Here is a 19,480-nt window from a genome sequence, read left to right as displayed (position 1 = left end):
AAGTGGACGGGTTCCCGGCACGATTGGAAGAGCGCCATGACTCAGTTCGCACTGCTTTACCCAGAACGATTCAACATTGGAGTCTGAATCTCAACCCGCCTCACACACTAAATTCCGGATACCTCCTCGCGTCCTGCCTCAACTCCACACAGCTCAGCGTAACGTGTATGCGATGTATTCGTCCCGGCAATTCGTCGACGCGAAAATCAGACGGTTCATCGATGTGCTGAAGGTGCGGGTAGGTGACCGGTTGAATGCGTATGCGGAGGAACTCGCTATCACGGTCGTATGATCCCCATTACACTCGGCACGGCCGGGCAGGTATCCAATTTCCCGGGCCGCCCCGTCGCATTGAGCGTATGCGGGTGCGACGTCGGAAGCATGCCGGATCGACGAATCCGCATACATTCCACGCTCGTGCTGGACTAAATGCTGCGCGACCGGTTCCCGATCCATTGCAGTCGTTCTGCAACGTTCCGCCAACGGCGTATCCGGGTCGATCTCGGCGCTTGATGAAGTGACGGCCAGGCAATCTCAGACTTGATCTGACGCTGACTGAGAGATCAGGTCTTGACTGACGCAATTCACTCTTGCTCGACTTCAGGCCAAAGCCTCGGAAACAGAAACCGGAGGCTGCTCAACGGCAATCCAAACGAAAGCTCGCCGCGATGCGAAGGCGCCGTCAGCAGCCCGCAGTCCAGCAGCGATCGAACGATCCGTCGCGCCAATACGTCGCTCACCCCGAGCATCTGTGCGAATTCCGCGCGCGTGACGCTTCGACGCAGCGCCACGAACTCTATCGCCAGCGCCGCGGCCTCCGGTTTGATCACGGATTTTTCCGAGCCAATCATCCATGGATTGGCCTCCAGGAATCTCAGAAAATCCAGCAGCCGTCCCGTCACGCCTTCGAACTGCGTCATATGCACCATAAAGCGGACCTGGTCCAGACAGCAGTCGAGAAAAAACCGCGCGAACCTGACCAATCCTTCCTGCGATAGATTGCCGCGGCCGTCCAGATCGTTGCGACGCGTCTGATCGGCATCGCTCAGCCTCGCGTAATACTGCTCGTGCTCTCGCGCGAGCCCCCGAAGCGGCGACCAGAGTCCGTGAGTAAGATCGGCGGCGCGCAGTCCGAGATGGGAATGCAGGCGCGCCACGCGACCATTGCCGTCCATGAACGGGTGCACCCAGGCGAGACGATGATGCGAGCAGGCGATGCCGATCAGTTGATATTCCTTCGCGCGAATGCGGGCATAACGGGTCGCCCAGGCCTGAAGAAGCGGTTCGATCATTTCCGGTTCCGGCGCCAGATGGCGCCCGACCGTCACGTCCGAGCGACGAAATTCGCCGGGGACGACAACGCCCCCGTCGCCGGTCAATCGTTCGTCGTCTGGCAGGTAGGAAAACAAGCGATCGTGAATGGCGGAGATGCGCGCCGGTTCAAATAACGCGCTGACCGGCAGTGCATGCCATTCGTCCTCGAGCGCGGCTTCCGCCGCAATATGCGCAACCGCGAAACGTTGCTTCTTGCGTTCGGCGAGATCGGACGAATAATCCCGATGCAGCGCCGCCTCGATCTTGGCAGGCGTCGTGTGCTGGCCCTCGATCTTGTTCGTGTAGTACGAATTCATCGCCCGCAATTGCGGCACGAGGGCGACGGCCAGCGGAGTCTCGCGTATGGCAAGTAGCCGCTGCGAGGAATCAACGAGTTCGCCGGCCTGTTCGAGCAGCGGATCGAGTACGCGATCCTCGGGAAACAAGGGTTCGAAGGTAGCGACGGTCGTCATGCTTGCCGGAGGGTTCAATGTAGGGTTCGTTGTCGGCAATTATAGCCACTTATGTCACTGATTTATATTGATTTTCTATAGAATCATGTCGGGTTCCATGTAGGGTTCGATGTAGGGTTTCCGCTCTCCCCGCCCATCCCGGCCTCGCGCATGTTACCCGCACCCTCCCCCCACGTTACGTCAGACGTAACGCCCGTAACGTCGCCGCCCGATGCTACGTAACAGTCCTTCAATGTCGCTTGAACCCTTAATCAGTCATCGGGCATTTCTCTGTTAAAAATTCTTTTAGATTCAAGGCTGCCGCGCCGTTAGCGCCGCTGCCGCAAGTTGTTGCCGCCTGACAACCCCCTCCCTGGCCCGGAAGTTGCAGCACAGGAGCCGCAAACACTCCTTTACGGACATGCGAGGGCCACCATGGATTGCAAATACCTGTACATCGACAACATAAAAATCAACTTCGTCCGCCGCACGATCGAAATCGACGACAAGGTCGTCGACGTGACGCCGCGCGAATTCGACGTCGTCGAATTCCTGCTCGACAACATGAACAAGATCGTGCCGCGGCAGGCAATCCAGGAAGCCGTGTGGGGCCGTGAGCTCGGCGTATCGTCGCGCACGCTCGACACCCATATCTCGCGAATCCGCTCGAAGCTGCAGCTCGAACACGACAAGAACCTGCGGATCATCCCGATCTACGCGGTCGGCTATCGGCTCGTGCTGTTCGGTGCGGCGATGACGCACGTCGAGCGCCACGACGCGGCGCCGATCGTACGCGCGGCGCCGCAACCCGCGATGGCCGCCGACTACGCATAACGTTCCAGCCGCGCGCCGCCCGTTCGCGGCGCGCCGGCCACGCCTCCCCACCGCGCCGCGCGGATTCGCAGCCCTTCGCGGCCTGCACCCCGCCCGGCCCGCCAGCCAGTCGCGCCCCGACCGCCGCCTCCGGGCGGCGGTTGCCGTTGAGCGCCCGCCGTCGCCTCCCCCTTCATCGCCCTCCACCGCCCTCCGCCGCACTTCGTCACGCTTCGTAGCGCCCCGCTCCCGCCGTCTCCGCGCGATGGACGCGACTACGGATTCCGGCACGGCACGCGGCCATCGCCGTCCCTACAATCGACGCAGCAGCCGCGCGCCCCTCGGCGCCGCCGGCCCCAGAACAACCCGTCGAACCAACGCCGAATCCGCCCCGATCCCGCCGTGCCTGCGCTGTTCCTGACGAATGCCGACGCCGGCGACGCCGCGAACCGGGCCATGCCCGCCGCCTCCGAACCGCCCGCGGCCGCCGCGCCGGCCGCGGTCGCGCTCGACGCGTCGCCCTACCTGCCGCGCCTGTCCGCCGCCGCCGCGCGCGGGCTGTCGCATGCGTACGGCGCGACCGGCGCCGTCCCGGTCGTGCTCGGCGAGCACGCGTACGAGGTGCGCTGGCGCGTCGACGCCGAGCCGGCCGCCGACGCGCACGCGTACCGCTTCGTCGTCGGCCCGGCCGCCGGCACGCTGTGGATCGACCCCGTCGCGGAAACCGAATGGCTCGGCGAGGCGGCCGACCCGGCCGTACCGGCCGTGATCCGCGCGGCGCTGCTCGCCGACCTCGCCGCGCCGCTCACGGCCGTACTGCAGGCGGCGACGCGGCAGCGCGTGGAACTGCTGCCGCCGCCCGATCACGCGCCGGCCTGGCACGCGTCGCCGGCCGCGCTGCGCTTCGAGCTGCGGCGCGCCGACGCCGCGTGGCGCTGCCACGGCGCGCTGTTGTTCGATGCGCCGGATGCGCTGGCCGTGTTCTTCGCGGCCGCGCCCGCCGCGCGCACGTCGGCGAGCGCGGCCTACGCAAACCTGCCCGTGCCGCTCGTGTTCGAGATCGGCCGCACCGAGCTGACGACGGCCGAGCTGGCCGACGTCGTCGGCGGCGACATCATCGCGATCGAGCGCTGGCAGGCTCACGAGCAGAACCTGCTGTGCGTCGCGCGGCTGCCGGCCGCGCCGGCGTGGGAAATCACCGGACGGCCGTCGGGCAACCGGCTGACCGTCGAACGAATCAGGGAGATGCCTTTGGAACCGACCCGCACCGACTCCGCGCCGCCGACGACGCACGACGCGCCGTCCGCCGACGCGCCGCGCTCGCTCGACGGCCTCGCGGTCGACCTGCGCTTCGAGCTGCCGCCCACGTCGATGCCGCTCGGCGAGCTGAGTGCGCTGCAGCCGGGCGCCGTGATCGAGCTGCAGCAAGGCATCAACCAGAGCGTGATCCATCTCGTCGCGAACGGGATGCTGATCGGCACCGGCCATCTGATCGCGGTCGGCCAGAAGCTCGGCGTGCGCGTGGTCACGCTGACGCAGCCCGCGCCGCGCGAGCGCTGAACGATGGGCAACCTGCCGAATCCGGTCGCGCTGATCGCGGTGATCGCCGCGCTCGGCATCGCGCCGTTCGCGGCGCTGATGGTGACGAGCTACACGAAGCTGGTGGTCGTGCTCGGCCTGCTGCGCTCCGCGCTCGGCATCCAGCAGGTGCCGCCGAACCTCGTGCTGAACGGCATCGCGCTGATCCTGTCGCTATTCATCATGGCGCCCGTCGGGATGTCGATCCGCGACGCGCTGCAGGCGCGCCACTTCGATGCGTCGGGACAGTTGTCGACCTCGGACATCGGCGCGCTCGCCGATGCCGCGCTGCCGCCGATCAAGGATTTCCTCGTGTCGCATACACGGCAGCGCGACCGCGAATTCTTCGTGCGCACGGCCACCTCGGTATGGCCGAAGCACCGCGCGGACGGCATCAAGGACGACGACCTGCTCGTGCTGGTGCCGAGCTTCACGCTCGCCGAGCTGACGAAGGCGTTCCAGATCGGCTTCGTGATCTATATCGTGTTCATCGTCGTCGACCTGCTGGTCGCGAACATCCTGCTCGCGCTCGGGATGCAGATGATCTCGCCGACGACGATCTCGGTGCCGTTCAAGCTGCTCTTGTTCGTCGCGCTCGACGGCTGGTCGCTGCTCGTGCACGGGCTCGTGCTGTCGTATCGGGTCGCCGGTGCCGGATGATGCGCGCACGCGCCCTGCGAACCGCCGCCGCATGCGTTTGCGTGTTGATCGCGCTCGCGTGCGGGCAGCACGGCGTCGCGCATGCGGCCGGCAGCGCCGCCGGCTTCGCGCAACTGGCGCGCGCGTGCGCGCCGAACGTCGACCCCGATACGCTCGCCGCGCTGGTGCGCACCGAGTCGGGCTTCAATCCGTATGCGATCGGCGTGGTGGGCGGCCACCTGGCGCGCCAGCCGGCGTCGCTCGACGAGGCGCGCGCGACCGCGCGTGAACTCGCGGCGCGCGGCTTCAGCTACAGCGTCGGGCTCGCGCAGGTGAACGAGCGCAATTTCGCGAAATACGGGCTCGATGAAACGACGATGTTCGAGCCGTGCCGCAACCTGCGGGCCGGCGGCGCGATCCTGACCGAATGCTTCGCCCGCTCGTCGAATACCGGCCGCCCGGCCCAGGCCGCATTGCGCGCGGCGCTGTCGTGCTACTACAGCGGCAACTTCACGACCGGTTTCTCGAGCGGCTACGTGAGCCGCGTCGTCGCGAGCGCGCAGCGCAACGCGCACGAAGGCGGCGTCGAACCGATCCCGGTCGTGCGCGACGTGCCGCCGCCGGCACGGCAGCGGCGCATGGACGCGGCCGCGACCACGCCGCCCGAACGCGCGCGCAGGCTGCCGTTGCCGGCCGCGTCCGCCGATGCGCCGTCGTGCCATGCGCGCCCGGTCGTGATGATGTGCCGCGGCTTGCCGGCGAGCCAGGCGAAGCGGCTGTGCGTGCGGTGTCTCGACCCGTGATCGCTTGATCGCGCGCGGCACCGTGCGCTCGCACCCGCGCCGCTTTCAGGGGTCCGAACGACAGCGCGCGGCATGGCGGCCGCACGCCGGGCCTGCCTCGTAGTCGACCTCGTAGTCGACCTCGTAGTCGACCTCGTAGTCCACCTCGTAGCCCGCGCGGCGCCCAGGCGCCGGCCGCTTCCCGCCGCTACGAAACTGCGGTGTTCCCGCTGCCGGGTGCGTCCGTACACTCGAACGATCACGTCGCGGCGTGCAGGGCGCCGCGCGTGCCGCGCGTCGCGCGGCTCAACGGAGACGAGCATGCTGTTGATCGACGGATTGGGACTGGGTGTGAACTGGCAGCGCTTCCTGTCGGAAACGCTGAATCCGGTCGTGGCGCCGCCGCCCCCGCCGCCTCCGCCGCCGAAGAAGGACGATCCGGCGGCCGGGCCCGCGAACCCGAGCGCCACCCCGCCGATTCCCGTCACCGCGTCGCTGGCCACCGATCCGTCGAAGCCGACCAACGCCGAGATCCAGTCCGCGACGTCGCTGATCCAGAACATGGCCGCGCAATATACGGCGCCGCCGCCCGACATCACCGTCGAGAACGACAAGACGCGCGCGGTACAGAAAGCGATCCAGGACGCGCAGACGAAGTACGACAACGCGTCGCAGACGCTGCAGGGCGCGCAGAACGTGCTGCATCTGGTCAACCGCGATCCCGAGTCGACGGCCGACGACCGCAAGACCGCGCAGGCCGACTACGCGAAGGCGCGCACGGCGGCCGACACCGCGCAGCGCGAGCTGAACGTGACGACCGACGCCGGCTACATGATCCTGTACGGCGAACAGGCGAACGCAGACATGCCGGCCGGAATGAAGATCGACGACTCCGGCAAGGTGACGGACCCCGGCGACGCGCAGCACGCGGCCGACCAGCAGTTCAAAACGCTGCTGGCCGCCTTCCCCGATCATGCGAACGATCCGAACTGGGTGCCGCAGCCGGGCGACTGCAAGAATCCGCTGCAGATCCGGCTCTACGACGATTGGCAGACCGCGAGCGCGAAGGCGGCCGTGGGCGCGTCGAAATACTTCGCGGACGTCGCGAATTCCAACCTCGCCTATACGCAGTTCCAGTCGTACCTCGCCGATCCGGACTACAAGGCCGCGCTCGATGCGGGCGTCGGACGGCTGAACGACGCGCTGCAGCCGCTGGAGCTGCGCGTCACGATGCCCGACGCCCCCGCTTCGCAGGATGCCGCGCAGCAGGCCGTCACGGCCGCCGCGAAGGATGCGAACTATGCGAACGCCGCGTACGGCGCGGCCAACGACAGCCTGGCGCTCACGAACGCGCAGCAGCGCTACGATTCGGCCAGCGGCAAGGAAGGGCCGACGGTGATCGTCCCGAACGAGGTGTCGAACGCGAAGACCGCGCTCGCCCGCGCGCAGACGGCCGCGAACACGAGCGGCGGCTATCTGCAGATGCTGTCCGCGCAGCGGCAGGTCGACACGCTGCAGGCCGACTATACGAAGAAGCTGGACGCATCCAACGCGTGGCACAAGGACAATCCGCACGCGATGATCAAGGATCCGCAGGTCGATCTGGACCTCGGCGATGCATATGCGAAGCTCGATCAGGCGAAGCAGCAGGCGAGCATCGCGCACGACGGCTTCGTCGTCGCGTACGGCGCGACGCTCGCGCAGCAGTACGACGATCAGGCGTCGCAGATCAAGGCGAAGGTCAACCCGCAATCGATATTCACGAAACCCGCGCTCCAGTCGCCGCTGCTGACGCCGTCGCTGTCGACCGCGAACGGCCTGCCGGGCCTGCCCGCGTCGTCGTTGTCGACGGCCGCGTCGGCCGCCCCCACCGGCATGCCGTCGCTGCCGAGCGCGTCGCCGCTGGCCTCGCCGACATTGCCCGGGGCCAACGGCGCCTCGTCGCTGCCCGCGTCGCCGCTGCTCGACCGCCCGTTCCTGCTGCCGCAATCGTCGGGCCCGTCCGCCGCGCAGGCGGGCCCGACGATGCTCGACGTGAAGCGCATGCAGACCGTCGCGGGCGCGATCCGCGCGGCCGACAGCCGGATGTCGGATTCGGTCAACGAGCGCGCGACCCAGCTCGCGCTGTCGCAGGCGCGCATCAAGCAGACGCAGGCGAAGAGCACGCTCGAGTCGGTACAGAAGCAGTACGACGACTGGGCCGCCGCGAATCCGCCGCCCATGCGTTTTCGCACCATCGCGGGCGACGACATGATCCCGGCGCCGTCGGCGCCGCGCCCGAACCTGTATCAGGACCAGCTCGACAAGGCGAAGGCGGCCGTCACGCAGGCCGACAACGCGGTGCAGCGCCTGCAGCTGCTGAGCGAGACGTCGCATCAGCAGGTGCTGATGGACCGGTTCGACGCCGGCCTCGACGAACGGCTGCGCTACGCGGCGCCCGGCTCGGACGCCGAGAACGACTACAAGAAGGCGCTGCACGATTTCTACGAAGCGCATCGCGGCGAGTTGTCGAACTCGCTGCTCGACGCAGCCAGCGCGAGCACCAACAACGGCGGCACGATCGCGTTCGGCAAGCTGACCGACAACGAACAGCGCAACCTGATCGGCGTCGCGCTCGGCATGCAGCCGGACGTCCAGAACGATGCGGCGTCGGGCGACGGTTCGGATCCCGTATCGCCGACGAAGGACGACGTCGCGCGCTACACCGACAAGGAAAAGCTGAAGACGATCAACAGCGTGCGCGACAAGCTGCTGGAGATCGGCGGCGGCGCGACGACGCAGGTCAGCGTGTTGCCGATGGTCTACGCCGCCAAGGAGGCCGGCATGACCACCAGCGCGCTGTTCAAGGTCAGCGGCAAGGACGGCACGCAGTACGTCGACGAGACGGCGAGCAACTACGACGACATCAACGACTACATCGACAACAACGAGCTGTCGACGGACGGCACGGTCGACATCGCGACCGGCCACAACGCGGACGGCACGCTGCAGCTCGTGTCGAAGGCCGCGCATCACGAAAGCGGCTTCGACAGTTTTCTGAACACGCTGACCAGCACGGGCCTGAACATCGGCATGATGGTCGGCGGGATGGCGCTCGAAGGCCTCGGCACGCTGCTCGACGGCACCGGCATCGGCGCGATCGTCGGCGTGCCGCTGAACATCCTCGGCGCGGGGATGATGTACACGGCGATCGGCGCGACGATGACGAGCGCCGGCCTCGATCTGGCCAACCGCGCCGACCACGGGCGCAGCCTCAATCCGTTTACCGACCCGGGCGCGCGGGCCGACTTCATCAATCTCGTGCCGATGGGCGCGGCGGGCGCCGCGAAGCTCGCCGGCAGCAAGCTGTTCACGCGCGCGGTCACGGCGCTCACGCGCACGCCGAAGGTCGCGTCGGTGCTCACCACCGGCGCGCGGACCACCGCGGTGGTGACAGGCGTGGGCGGTGCGGTCGAGGCATTCGGCGAAGCCGGCTACGACTATTTCGTCACGGGCGACAAGAAGGCGGCCGGCGAGCAGCTCAAGTCCGGGATCACCAACGTCGCGCTGATGGCGGCCGGCGGCCTCAAGGAACGCGCGGTGACGTCGGTGCGCACGCGCACCGGCCGGCCGGTGCCGATCCGCGGGGCCGACGGCAAGACCGTCGCCGTCGACAGCCAGACGATCGGCCGGATACTCGACAGCGGCGACGCGTCGTCGCTCGCGGCCGACCGCACGCGCGTGACGCTCGACGGCGAAGCCGTCAAGGTGTCGCCGGACGGCACGCTGCGCGTGGGCGACAAGGTGCTCACCTACGACAACACGCCGATTCGCGTGCTCGACCGCGCATCCGCGAAGCGCCTGCCGCCGGGCAAATCGGTGGTGCTCGGCGAAGACGGCACGCTGTCCGTCGTATCGGTATCGCCGAAGGCATGGACCAACGGCACGCGCGTCGACGACGTGACGGGCACCGGCGAGCGCATGTCGTTCGGCCCCGACGGCGAGATGAGCGTGACGCCGAAGATCGTCGCGAAGACGCCGCTCGACGTGCTGCAACACGTGCTCGACCAGGCGAGCGACGCCTACCGGCAGACGGCCGCCGGCGCGCAGGCGCCGCGCCGCCTCGCGCAGACGGCGGCCGAAGGCGAAGCCGCGAGCGTGTCCGCCGATGCGCGCAGCACGCGACGCACTAGCGAGGAACGCGCCCGCGTGCAGCAGCAGCGCGACCAGACCGATGCCGAACGCAGCACGACCGCGAGCGCCAACCGGCGCAGCGCCGATACGCAATCGATGCGCTGGCGGCCGGTCGCGGCCGACGAGCCGGCCGGCCCGGGCACGCGCGCGAAGCCGGACGGCGCGCCGCCGCGCGTCAACGCGAAGGTCGTCGATCTGACGGAGGACGCGCCCGTCACGCGCGCGGCGACGTCCGATCCGGCCGGCATCGCCGTACCGCGCGGGCCGCGCGCCGAGCCGATGGAGCTGGGCGATCGCACGGTCTACGTGGTGCGCAGCGGCGCGACACCCGACGCGCCCGGGGCGCGGCCATCGTCGCCGCGCCCGCAGGATCTCGAGGAACCGGTGATCGTCGTCGCCGGCGAACACGACGCGGCGCTCGCACCCGAGCTCGCGAACCGCTGGCAGAAGCCCGTCTATGCGGCCGCGCCCGACGCATTCGGTGCGGACGGCCAACTGCGCGCGGACGCGCGCGTGCTGCGCTTCGATCCCGCGCCGGAGACGGCCGCGGCCCCTGAAGCCGGCCTGCCGGACGGCATCGCGCCCGACGAAGCGCCGCCCACGTCGCCCCGCGCGGCCGCCGACGACACGGTGATCGTGCTGGCCGGCAAGCGCGGCCCGAACGAACCGGCGATGCCGCGGACGGCCGCGCCGCCCGAGCCGGTCCATGCGCTTGACGGCGTGTTCAGCGCGCCGAACCGCGTGCTCGTGCTCGTCCAGCCGGAACGCGCCGGCGCGCCCGAGCGAATGGCGCAACGCGACACGGCCGCGGCCGACCGCGGCGCACGCGCGCTCGACGACGCGCACGGCCAGGCCGCCCGCGCGCCGGCGGGCGGCGAACGTCGCACCGCGGCGAACGACGACGTCGGCCTCGCCGCCGCGCACCCCGAAACGACCGAGACGGCCCCGCCCGACCACGGCGCATCGAAGCCGGGCTGGGTCACGCGGATGCAGATGCGCTTCGGCGGCGCGGCGCTGCCCGAAGCCGCGCAGGCGCTCGCGATGCAGTCGGGCACGCTCGCCACGCAACTGCGCATGCTGCAGGACGCCGGCTGGCGCGTGACGCTCGGCAAGCGCGGCGGCGGCAGCCGCATCGACCCGCGCAAGCGCCGCGTGACGATTGACGGCGCGCTCCAGCATCCGGGCAGCATCACGTACACGCTCGCGCACGAGGCGCGCCATGCGGTCGAGGCGATGGCCGGCGTGCTGAACCTCGACTACGGCAACCGCAGCCGCTTCACGCGCAAGGCGCTCGAAGCCGAGGCGCGTGCGCAGATCAACGCGTTCGAGGCACGCTACGAAATCGAGCTCGCGGGCGGCGGCGACATTGCCGCGCACGTGCGCCTGCCGGATGCGATCGAGCGCGAAGGCGCCGCGTGGCGCGCGCCGTCGCACGACTATGCGGGCACGGTCGGACGCCTCGTCGACGCATTCGCCGATGCGCCCGTGTCGGGCCGCGACGGCGAGACCTACCGCGACTTCTACGACGACGTCTGGTCACGCCAGAAGCGCCGCGGCGGCATCCCGCGCCGGATGCCCGCGCCGCAGACGCACGAGACCGGCGACGCGCCGCGCGGCGTGCGCGGCTTCGACGAACGCGTGGCATGGAGCCGCGCGCATGCCGAATATGCGTCGCCGTTCGGCGACGGGCCCGTGCCGGCGGTGGCCGACCTGCAGGCGGCGCGCAGCCGCCACTTCACGATGCTGCAGGACCAGGGCGTGCTGATGCTGCACGCCGATACGCTGGCGGACGGCACGCTGCTCTCGGGCGGCCGGCCGGCCGGCGTGCATGAATACGCGCTCGACCAGGCGCCGTCGTTCCTGGTCAAGGACGGCTATTCGATCGTGCTGTCCGCGAAGCACGGTGGCGACGCGGCGGCCGCCGGGCTCGCGAATCTGTGGCAGCGGCCGGTATATGCGCCGCCCCCGCACGCGGTCGGCGAACGCGCGGCGCTGCTCGACACCGGCGTGTTCCGCCGCTACGACCCGGCACCCGCGGCGCCGCACGATCTCGGGCCGCTCGCGGCCGATGCCGAAGGCGTGCACGTCGAAGGCAATCCGGCCGCGCGGATCGACGTCGAGCGTCACGTCGGCGAACTGCTCGGCGCCGGCGCCGAGAAAACCGTGTTCGCGCTCGGCCACGATGCCGCGCTCGCGGTGTACGACACCGGCCCGCATACGTCGGAAGCGCGTCAGATCGACGCGGCGATCGACGAGAGCATCGCACTCGACGATCTCGCCTCGTACGGCCTGAAGACCGTGACGATGGATGGGCCGTTCTCCGCGCTGAACCGCGTCGCCGTGCTGTACCGGCCGCTCGGCGTGTTCCACAGCTTCGGCTTCGAGACGGGCGCGCTGCCGCGCGTGGTGTCGCGCGCGGCGCTGGAGCACATCCAGCGGATTCGCGACGTCGTCGAACGCACGGGCATCGGCTTCGACCTGCAAGGCCTCTTCACGCGCGGCGGCGATTTCCTGCTGAGCGACCCCGGTGCGATCGGCATGGGCGCGGGCGAGCACTTCGCCGCGCTGGAACGGCTCGCGGTGATCGAGCGCGCGCTGACGCAAGGCCTCGAGCGCGGCAACATCGAACTCGCGCATCCGCGGCTCGCGGAAACGCCGCCACCCGATGCGTTCGTGCAGAAGCCGTCGGTCATCACGCGCGTGCGGATGCGCTTCGGCGGCGCGCCGCTGCCGAAGGACGCGTACCGGCTGATCGATGCGTCGAGCCTGCTGTCGCAGCAGCTTCGGCTCGGCGCCGACGCAGGCTGGAAGGTCGTGCGCGGCAAACCCGGCGGCGGCAGCAAGATCGACACGCGGCGGCGGCGCGTCACGATCGACGGCGGCCTGCAATCGGCCGGATCGATGGTCTACGTGCTCGCGCACGAAGCCCGCCATGCGCTCGAGGCGGCGACCGGCACGCTCGGGCTCGACTACGGCTCGACGCAGCGCTACGTGCGCAGCGCGCTGCTCGCCGAGGCGCGCGCGCAGGTCAATGCATTCGCGGTGCGCGACGAGATCCGCGCGAACCTCGGCGTCGACATCGGCCGCCACGTCGCGCTGCCCGAGGCGATCGCCAACGAATACGGCCGCGCGCGGGCCGGCGACGCCGCCTCGCTCGCGCGCCTCGCCGACGCGTTCGAGCACAGCCCGACGTCGCTCGACGGCGGCGTGACCTACGGCGAGCTGTATCGGCGCCATGCGCAGGCCGCGCGGCGCACCGGCGTCACGATGCCGGCGCCGCGCGACACGGCCGCGACGCTCGCCGAAGAAACGGCATGGTCGCGCGCACGTCCGGTGAAGGCATCGCCGTTCGACGGCAAGCCGGTCGCCGGCGTCGACGCGCTGACGCTCGACCGCTCGGGCCCGCTGTCGTACGACCGCGACGGCCGCATCGTGATCGTGCATGGCGTCACCGATGCGCAAGGCCGCCTCGTCGATCCGGACGGCCGGCCCTACACGCCGGTCGAGGTCACGCTCGCGCACCGCTCGGTGCTCGGCCTGCCCGGCTCGTCGGTGATTCTGTCGGCCCGCAACGGCCGCGACGCCGCCGCCTGGCTCGCGAACGTCTGGCAGCGCCCCGTCTACGCACCGCCGACGATCGCGGTCGGGTTCGGCGCCGAGGCACGGCTCGGCCACACGAACGCGTGGCTGCGCTACGATCCCGCGCCGCACCAGCGCCCGGAGCTGGGCGCGCTCGACGTGGACGGCAACGGCGTCCACGTGAGCGGCGATCCGGCCGCGCGCGTGCCGGTCGAGCGCTTCACCGGCGCGGCGACCGGCGCCGGCATCGAGAAGACCGTGTTCGAACTGGGTCGCCGCAATGCGATCGGCCTCTACGAAGGCACGGACAATCGCGCGATTCTCGACCACATCGAATCGATCCGCCTCGAACAGGAAGGCCTCGCGGCGCTGCGCGCGCACGGGCTGCGCACGCTCACGGTCGGCGGCCCGTTCTCGGCATTCGATCGCGTGGCCGTGATGTACGCGCCGTTCGCGTCGCTGAGCAGCCACGACGTGATGGCCGGCGTGCTGCCGGCGCGCGTCACCCGCGACGCCTTCGCGCAGCTCGACCGCGCGCGCGACGTCACCGCGCGGCACCGCCTGTACTACGACTTCGAAGGCGTGTTCGACGCGCACGGCGACTTCTACCTGAGCGACCCGTCGACGGTCATGACCGATGCGCCGAAGCTGAACGTCGAAGGCATCGTCCGCGAGATCGGCGCGCTGCGCGCGACGCTCGAGGACGGCATCGCGCGCGGTGCGATCGAGCTCGCGCATCCCGGCATCACCGAACACCTGCCGCCCGACGCGTTCGTGCAGAAGCCGTCCGTCATCACGCGCGTGCGGATGCGCTTCGGCGGCGCGCCGCTGCCCAAGGCCGCCCATGCGCTGATCGACCGCTCGAGCCTGTTGCGCCAGCAGGTCGCGCTGGCCGGCGAGGCCGGCTGGAAAATCGTGATGGGCCGGCCCGGGCGCGGCAGCCGGATCGATACCGCGAAGCAGCGGATCGTGCTCGACGGGCAGTTCCACGGCAGCGGCACGCTCGTCTACACGCTCGCGCACGAAGCGCAGCACGCGGTCGAGACGATCACGCGCCGCCTCGCGCTCGACCGCTCGTCGCCGGAGGCGCTGACCGACAGCGCGCTGATGGCCGAGGCGCGCGCGCAGGCGAACGCGTTCGCGGTGCGCCGCGAAATCCTCGACGATGGCGGCATCGACATCGCGCGGGACGCCCGCCTGCCCGACGCGATCGCACGCGAAGCCGACCACGTGCTGCCCGGCGACGAAGCCGGGCTGCGCCGGCTCGCGGCCGCATTCGGCGACGCCGCGCCGTCCGTGCCGGGCCACGCGACCTATCGCGCGTACTACGCGAGCCAGGCCGACGCGATGCAGGCGCTCGGCATGCCGCGCGAGATGCCGGCGCCCGCGCCGCAGCCGGCGTCGAACGCGCCCGTGCCCGCGGCGACGGCGGACGCCGCAAGCCGCCAGCATGCGCTCGATCACCTCGCGTCGCACGGCAAGCGCGACCTGATCCGCATCGACGGTTCGCAACTCGCGTCGCTCCAGCAGATGAAGGATGCGTTCGGCACGAATGCGCACGTGCTGATCGCGGAGCACGAACCGCGGCCGGAGGCCTCCATCGACGCGCGCCACGCGCAGCCGAAGTTCGTCGCGAGCATGCGCACCGACGAGAGCGGTACGTTCGTCGACAAGGCGTCCGCCGATCCGGCCGTGCCGATCCGCGACGCGGTCTATCGCGCGCTGAAGGACAACGGCCAAGCGGAACGCGCGGACGTCGATTTCTACGTGTCGCCCGTGTCGCTCGCGGAACTGCGCGAGTACGGCGGCGCCGCGCGGATCACCGCGCGCAGCGACGGGCGCGCCTGGGAAGCCGAACAGGCGGGCGCGACGCCCGACGCGAACGTCGTCACGACGCTGAAGTCGCTCGCCGACGCGCCGCGCTTTCGCCGGCCGAAGCAGGCGGCGAAAGCGGCCGGCGACGGCGCGACGCTTTACGCGATCGACAAGGAAACCGGCACGGTGCTCGGCTACGCGACGCGCAACGCCGCGCACGACTGGACGTATCACGAATCGACCTCGCTCGGCGACGCGACGATCGCGCCGCGCGATCTCGGCGCCGCGTTCCGCCGGCGCGCGCGCAACCTGTCCGGCGGCCGGCGCGGCGTGCGATTCGTCGTGACGGACGTCGCGCACGACACGGTCGAGCGCTACGGCGGCTTCGCGCCGGCGGGAATGCGCAAGGCGCTCGGCGACGAGAAGCCGCCGATGCAGAAACTCGGCACGCGCGTGCAGCGCGGCCTCGCGAAAGCCGATCCCGGCGTGCGCCGCAAGATCGCGGAGATCGAGGGTGCCGACAGTCCGTTCCTGCCGCCGAAGCTCGTACCGGACAGCGAGCAGCTCGCGATCGACTTCAGCGGCGCGAACACGCTGCACCTGATGCGCGCGCTGGAGCTGAAAGCGCTGCGCGGCGATCACTACGTGTACGTGTACGAGACCGATCATCCGGTCGCCGAATCGCTGCACACGCGCCGCGGCATCATCGCGATCCACGACGGCAACGCGCGCTGGTACGACGACGCCGAGCAATTGCGCGACCGGCCGGACGCGGGCCGCCCGCTCGACGAGATGCCGCTCGGGCGCGGCCCGTTCGGCGCGAACCAGCACTTCCTGCTGTCGACGCTCGCGCCCGATGCGTTCGACCCGCGCGCGACCGCCACGCAGAAAGCCGCGCTCGCGCAACGGCTCACGCAGTTGCTCGACGAGAAGTCGTATTTCGATGCGCTGCCGCAGAAGTTCGACCTCGCGACGCGCTGGATCCGGACGCAGATCGCCGGCCAGATCGATCGCGTGAAAGCCGCGCAGGCCGACCTCGCCGCCGCCCAGCAAGCCGCGCGGCAGGCCGCGCAGCCGGCGGGCGGCGCGACGGGCCCCACCGGCCCCGCCAGCCGGGTGCGCAATGCGCTGCGCGGCAAGGGCCGCCGGCGCAACCGCCGCGCCGCGAATGCGTCGAACGCGTCGAACACGCCGGCCGCGCCGAAGCCGCCGAAAACGCCGGCGGCCAAGCCGCTGACGCTGCGGCCCTACCAGCCGAGCCTCGGTTCGAGCACGGTCGCGGAATGGGTGATGCGCTACGGCGCCGCCAAGGTGGCCGACTGGTTCCCGACGGTCGACCGCGTGAAGGCGCTCGCCGCGCGCAGGCACCAGCCCGATGCCGGCGGTCTCGCGCTGACCGACGAACCGCAGACGATCCTGGCCGACGCACCGATGCTGAAAGCGCTCGGCATCCCCATCGGTCTCGCGCGCGAGGTGTCGAGCATGCCGTCGCGCGGGCCGGTGGCCGATCCCGGCGGCGATCACAACCGGTTCGTGAAGTGGATGCAGGCGTACGCCACGCGCCACAGCGCGGCACGCATGATCGACAAGCGCGCGATCCAGGCGTTCGTGCGCGCGCCGGCCGAGATCCAGGACCGCGTCGCGCCGATGGCGCGCGCGTTCAACCTGCGCGACGACCCCGCGCTCGCGGTGCGCTACGTCGAGCAATACGGCGGCGCGATGCCGGTGGTGTCGATTCCGGTCGATCCGCACACGCTCGCGGCCGCGCGCGGCGGCAAGCACGATCCGGCGTTCATCCGGCGCGCCCGCCAGTTCGGCTCTCCGATCGGCGCGCGCTACAACGAGGCCGACGCGACGATCACGCGCGAGGCGGCGGACGGCACCACGCGCACGCTCGAGCTCGACGACATCGCGCATCTGCACAAATGGCTCACCGCGGCGTCGCGCCATGGCTTCCAGCTTCGTCTCGAAGCGGCGTCGGGCCGCCCGCTCGTCTCCGCGGACGACCGCCGCACGATCGCCGGCACCAACGACAGCTACGCCGAATACACGCGGCTCATGACGTCGTTCGAGACGTGGTCGCACGATCATGCCGGCGAGCCCGCGCCGAACGTGATGCTGAGCTTTCACGGGTGGGACGCCGTGCTCGAACCGGTGCCGGGCGCCGGCCACGTCGAGCTGCTCGATGCGCTGCTCGACCGCAAGGCGATCGACTGGCTGCACGTGGGGCTGTCGTACGGCACGCACGGCGCCGACTTCATCGCGAACCAGGACCTGACGCGGGCGCTGGCGGAACGGATCGTCGACTATTACCAGACCGACCGTCACGGCAAGTTCGCGCGGCTGCACGGCGCCGATGCGCTCACGCGCGTATTCGATCCCGTGAGCCCCGAGACGTTCGCGAACCAGCAGCAGGTGCTGTTCGCGGAAATCGCGCGCATCGGCAAGTCGAAAGGCCTGTCCGACGACGCGCTCGCGACGCTGCGCGGCGAACTGTACGAACGCAACACGACCGCGCTCGTCAACCAGGCGCGCAAGGCGACCATCGAGCATGCGATGACGCAGTGGGCGTCGGCCGATCATCCGCCCGCCACGCGCACCGAAAAGCTCGCGCGCCGCTTCGGCGAACGCTGGCTCGCGGAAACCGGCAGCCGCGCGCCGGCGCGCGGCACCGTGGTGTCGACCGCCGATCCCGCGGGGCCGCTGCCCGACAGTCGCGCGTACTGGCAATCGGTGGTCGAGCGCGAAGCGCTGAAGAACGATCCGTCGAAGCCGATCAGCGTCGGCCGGCAGATCGCGGCGAACCCGAAACAGGCCAAGATGATCGAGGAGTTGCAGGCGCTCGCGCAGATCAACGCGCTGCGCGTGCATCGGCCGTCGTTCCGCAAGGCGGAGCTGTGGAAGTCGATCGGCTTCAGCTCGCTCGTCACCGGCGCGGGCGCGCTCGTGATCGCCGATACGCTCGGCGCGACGCACGTGCTGCGGCAGGACATGCTGGGCAGCGCGACGTCGTCGTTCCTGCTGGGCTCGCGTCTGGGCCGTGTGTTCCAGGTCATGCACCAGGGTGCGGTGCGCAGCCTGCAGGCCGGCGATCCGAAGGCCGCGCAGGCGGTGCTCACGCGGCTCGAAGTGACGCTGTCGCGGCAGTTGCGCTCGGGCGCGCACGATTACGGCCAGAACCGGCGCGCCCAGCTCGAACAGATCTCGAACGAAGCGCGGACGCTGGCCGCGCAGTATGTCGAACTGAACCGCGTCGGGCTGATGAGCTTCGACGACGCGACCACCCACATCAAGGCGCTCGCCGCGGACGTGCTCGCGCAGATGCAGGGCACCGTCGGCGGCACGTCGCTGCAGCAGCTCCATACCGGCAACCCGCGTCACCTGTTCGGGATCGCGGGCCGCGCGGGCGCCGCGATCACGTCGACCGCGACGCTCGCGGTCGGCATCAGCGGCGTCGTGCACGCGCACGGGGCGTTCGATCTCGCCTACGGGTCGGCCGCCATCGCGAGCGGCGCGTTCGGCGCCACGTATGCGGGCCTCGTCTATACGATCGGCGCGCACCGCGTGAATGCCGACAAGCGCAGCCGCATCGTGCGCTTTACCGATTCGGCGAGCGACTTCATGGCCGTCGCGTACGGCGGCCTCGGCACCGGCGTGCAGTGGAGCGGCGGCCATTACGACCTCGCGATCGCGACCGGCGTGTCCACCGCGCTGCTGCTCGGCGGGCGTCTGAACACGCATTTCCCGAACGCGACGCCGCTGATCAACAAGATCCCGACGGCCGTCGTGCTGATTCCGGTCGGCGCGTTCGCGTACAAGCTGATCGAAGGGCTGTGGACGACGTTCTTCGGCTCGGGGTCCGGTTCGTCGAATCAGTCGAATCAGTCGAATTCGTCGCAATCGAATCTCGCGCCCGGTGCGTCGGCGAGCGCGTCGCCGAGCGCTTCGGCCAGTCCTTCGGCGAGCGCTTCGCCAAGCGCGACGCCAAGCGCTTCGGCGAGCGCTTCGGCGAGCGCAACACCCGGTACGCCGCCTGCCGCGCCGGCTTCGCCGTCGGCCAGCGCCACGCCGTCGACCGCGCAGCCGTCCGGGTCGCCGCAGCCCTACATCGTCGTCGCCGGCGATTCTCTGTGGGTCGTCGCCGACCGGCATCGCCAGTCGCTGCTCGACGCCGCGCACGTGTCGCGCGCCGATCAGCAGGCGATGACGCGCGGCGAGCAGGACAGGCTCGCGCTCAACGAGATCCTGCAGCTCAATCCGTCGGTGTCAGGCGATCCGAACCGCCTGGCGGTCGGCACGCCGCTGATCGTGGGCTGATATCGGCACGCGGGCCGC

6 protein-coding genes are annotated in these 19,480 nt (G+C 70.2%); 5 read left to right on the top strand and 1 reads right to left on the bottom strand.

Translation table 11 applies throughout. The features are described from left to right. Positions 1-584: 584 nt before the first annotated feature. Positions 585-1,787, bottom strand: a complete 1,203-nt coding sequence (locus LGM42_RS32610; protein WP_226234383.1) for a Fic family protein — start codon at positions 1,785-1,787, stop codon at positions 585-587. Positions 1,788-2,201: 414 nt separating this feature from the next. Between LGM42_RS32610 and LGM42_RS32605 the strand changes: the two genes are divergently transcribed. The 5 genes from LGM42_RS32605 to LGM42_RS32585 all read left to right on the top strand — a co-directional run bounded on the left by LGM42_RS32605 (position 2,202) and on the right by LGM42_RS32585 (position 19,462). Continuing rightward, complete coding sequence (locus tag LGM42_RS32605) at positions 2,202-2,600, top strand: winged helix-turn-helix domain-containing protein (RefSeq protein ID WP_059639757.1); 399 nt, start codon at positions 2,202-2,204, stop codon at positions 2,598-2,600. 381 nt (positions 2,601-2,981) lie between these two features. Then, entirely contained in the window at positions 2,982-4,139 is a 1,158-nt protein-coding gene (gene sctQ / locus LGM42_RS32600) for a type III secretion system cytoplasmic ring protein SctQ (protein ID WP_226234382.1), read from the top strand. A 3-nt stretch (positions 4,140-4,142) separates the two neighbouring features. Beyond that, positions 4,143-4,817, top strand: a complete 675-nt coding sequence (gene sctR, locus LGM42_RS32595) for a type III secretion system export apparatus subunit SctR (RefSeq protein WP_059584725.1) — start codon at positions 4,143-4,145, stop codon at positions 4,815-4,817. Further along, positions 4,817-5,599: a lytic transglycosylase domain-containing protein gene (locus LGM42_RS32590; RefSeq protein WP_059585109.1), complete on the top strand. Its 783-nt coding sequence runs from the start codon at positions 4,817-4,819 to the stop codon at positions 5,597-5,599. Before sctR ends, LGM42_RS32590 begins: the two co-directional genes overlap by 1 nt. A gap of 300 nt (positions 5,600-5,899) precedes the next feature. After that, positions 5,900-19,462, top strand: a complete 13,563-nt coding sequence (locus LGM42_RS32585) for an LWXIA domain-containing protein (RefSeq protein WP_226234381.1) — start codon at positions 5,900-5,902, stop codon at positions 19,460-19,462. The last annotated feature ends 18 nt before the right edge of the window (positions 19,463-19,480 follow it).

It is taken from the genome of Burkholderia sp. AU39826, assembly GCF_020419965.1.
Lineage (GTDB): Bacteria > Pseudomonadota > Gammaproteobacteria > Burkholderiales > Burkholderiaceae > Burkholderia > Burkholderia semiarida.
The sequence above is the reverse complement of the archived record's forward strand: the minus strand, read 5'-3'. Positions and strand labels throughout refer to the sequence as shown.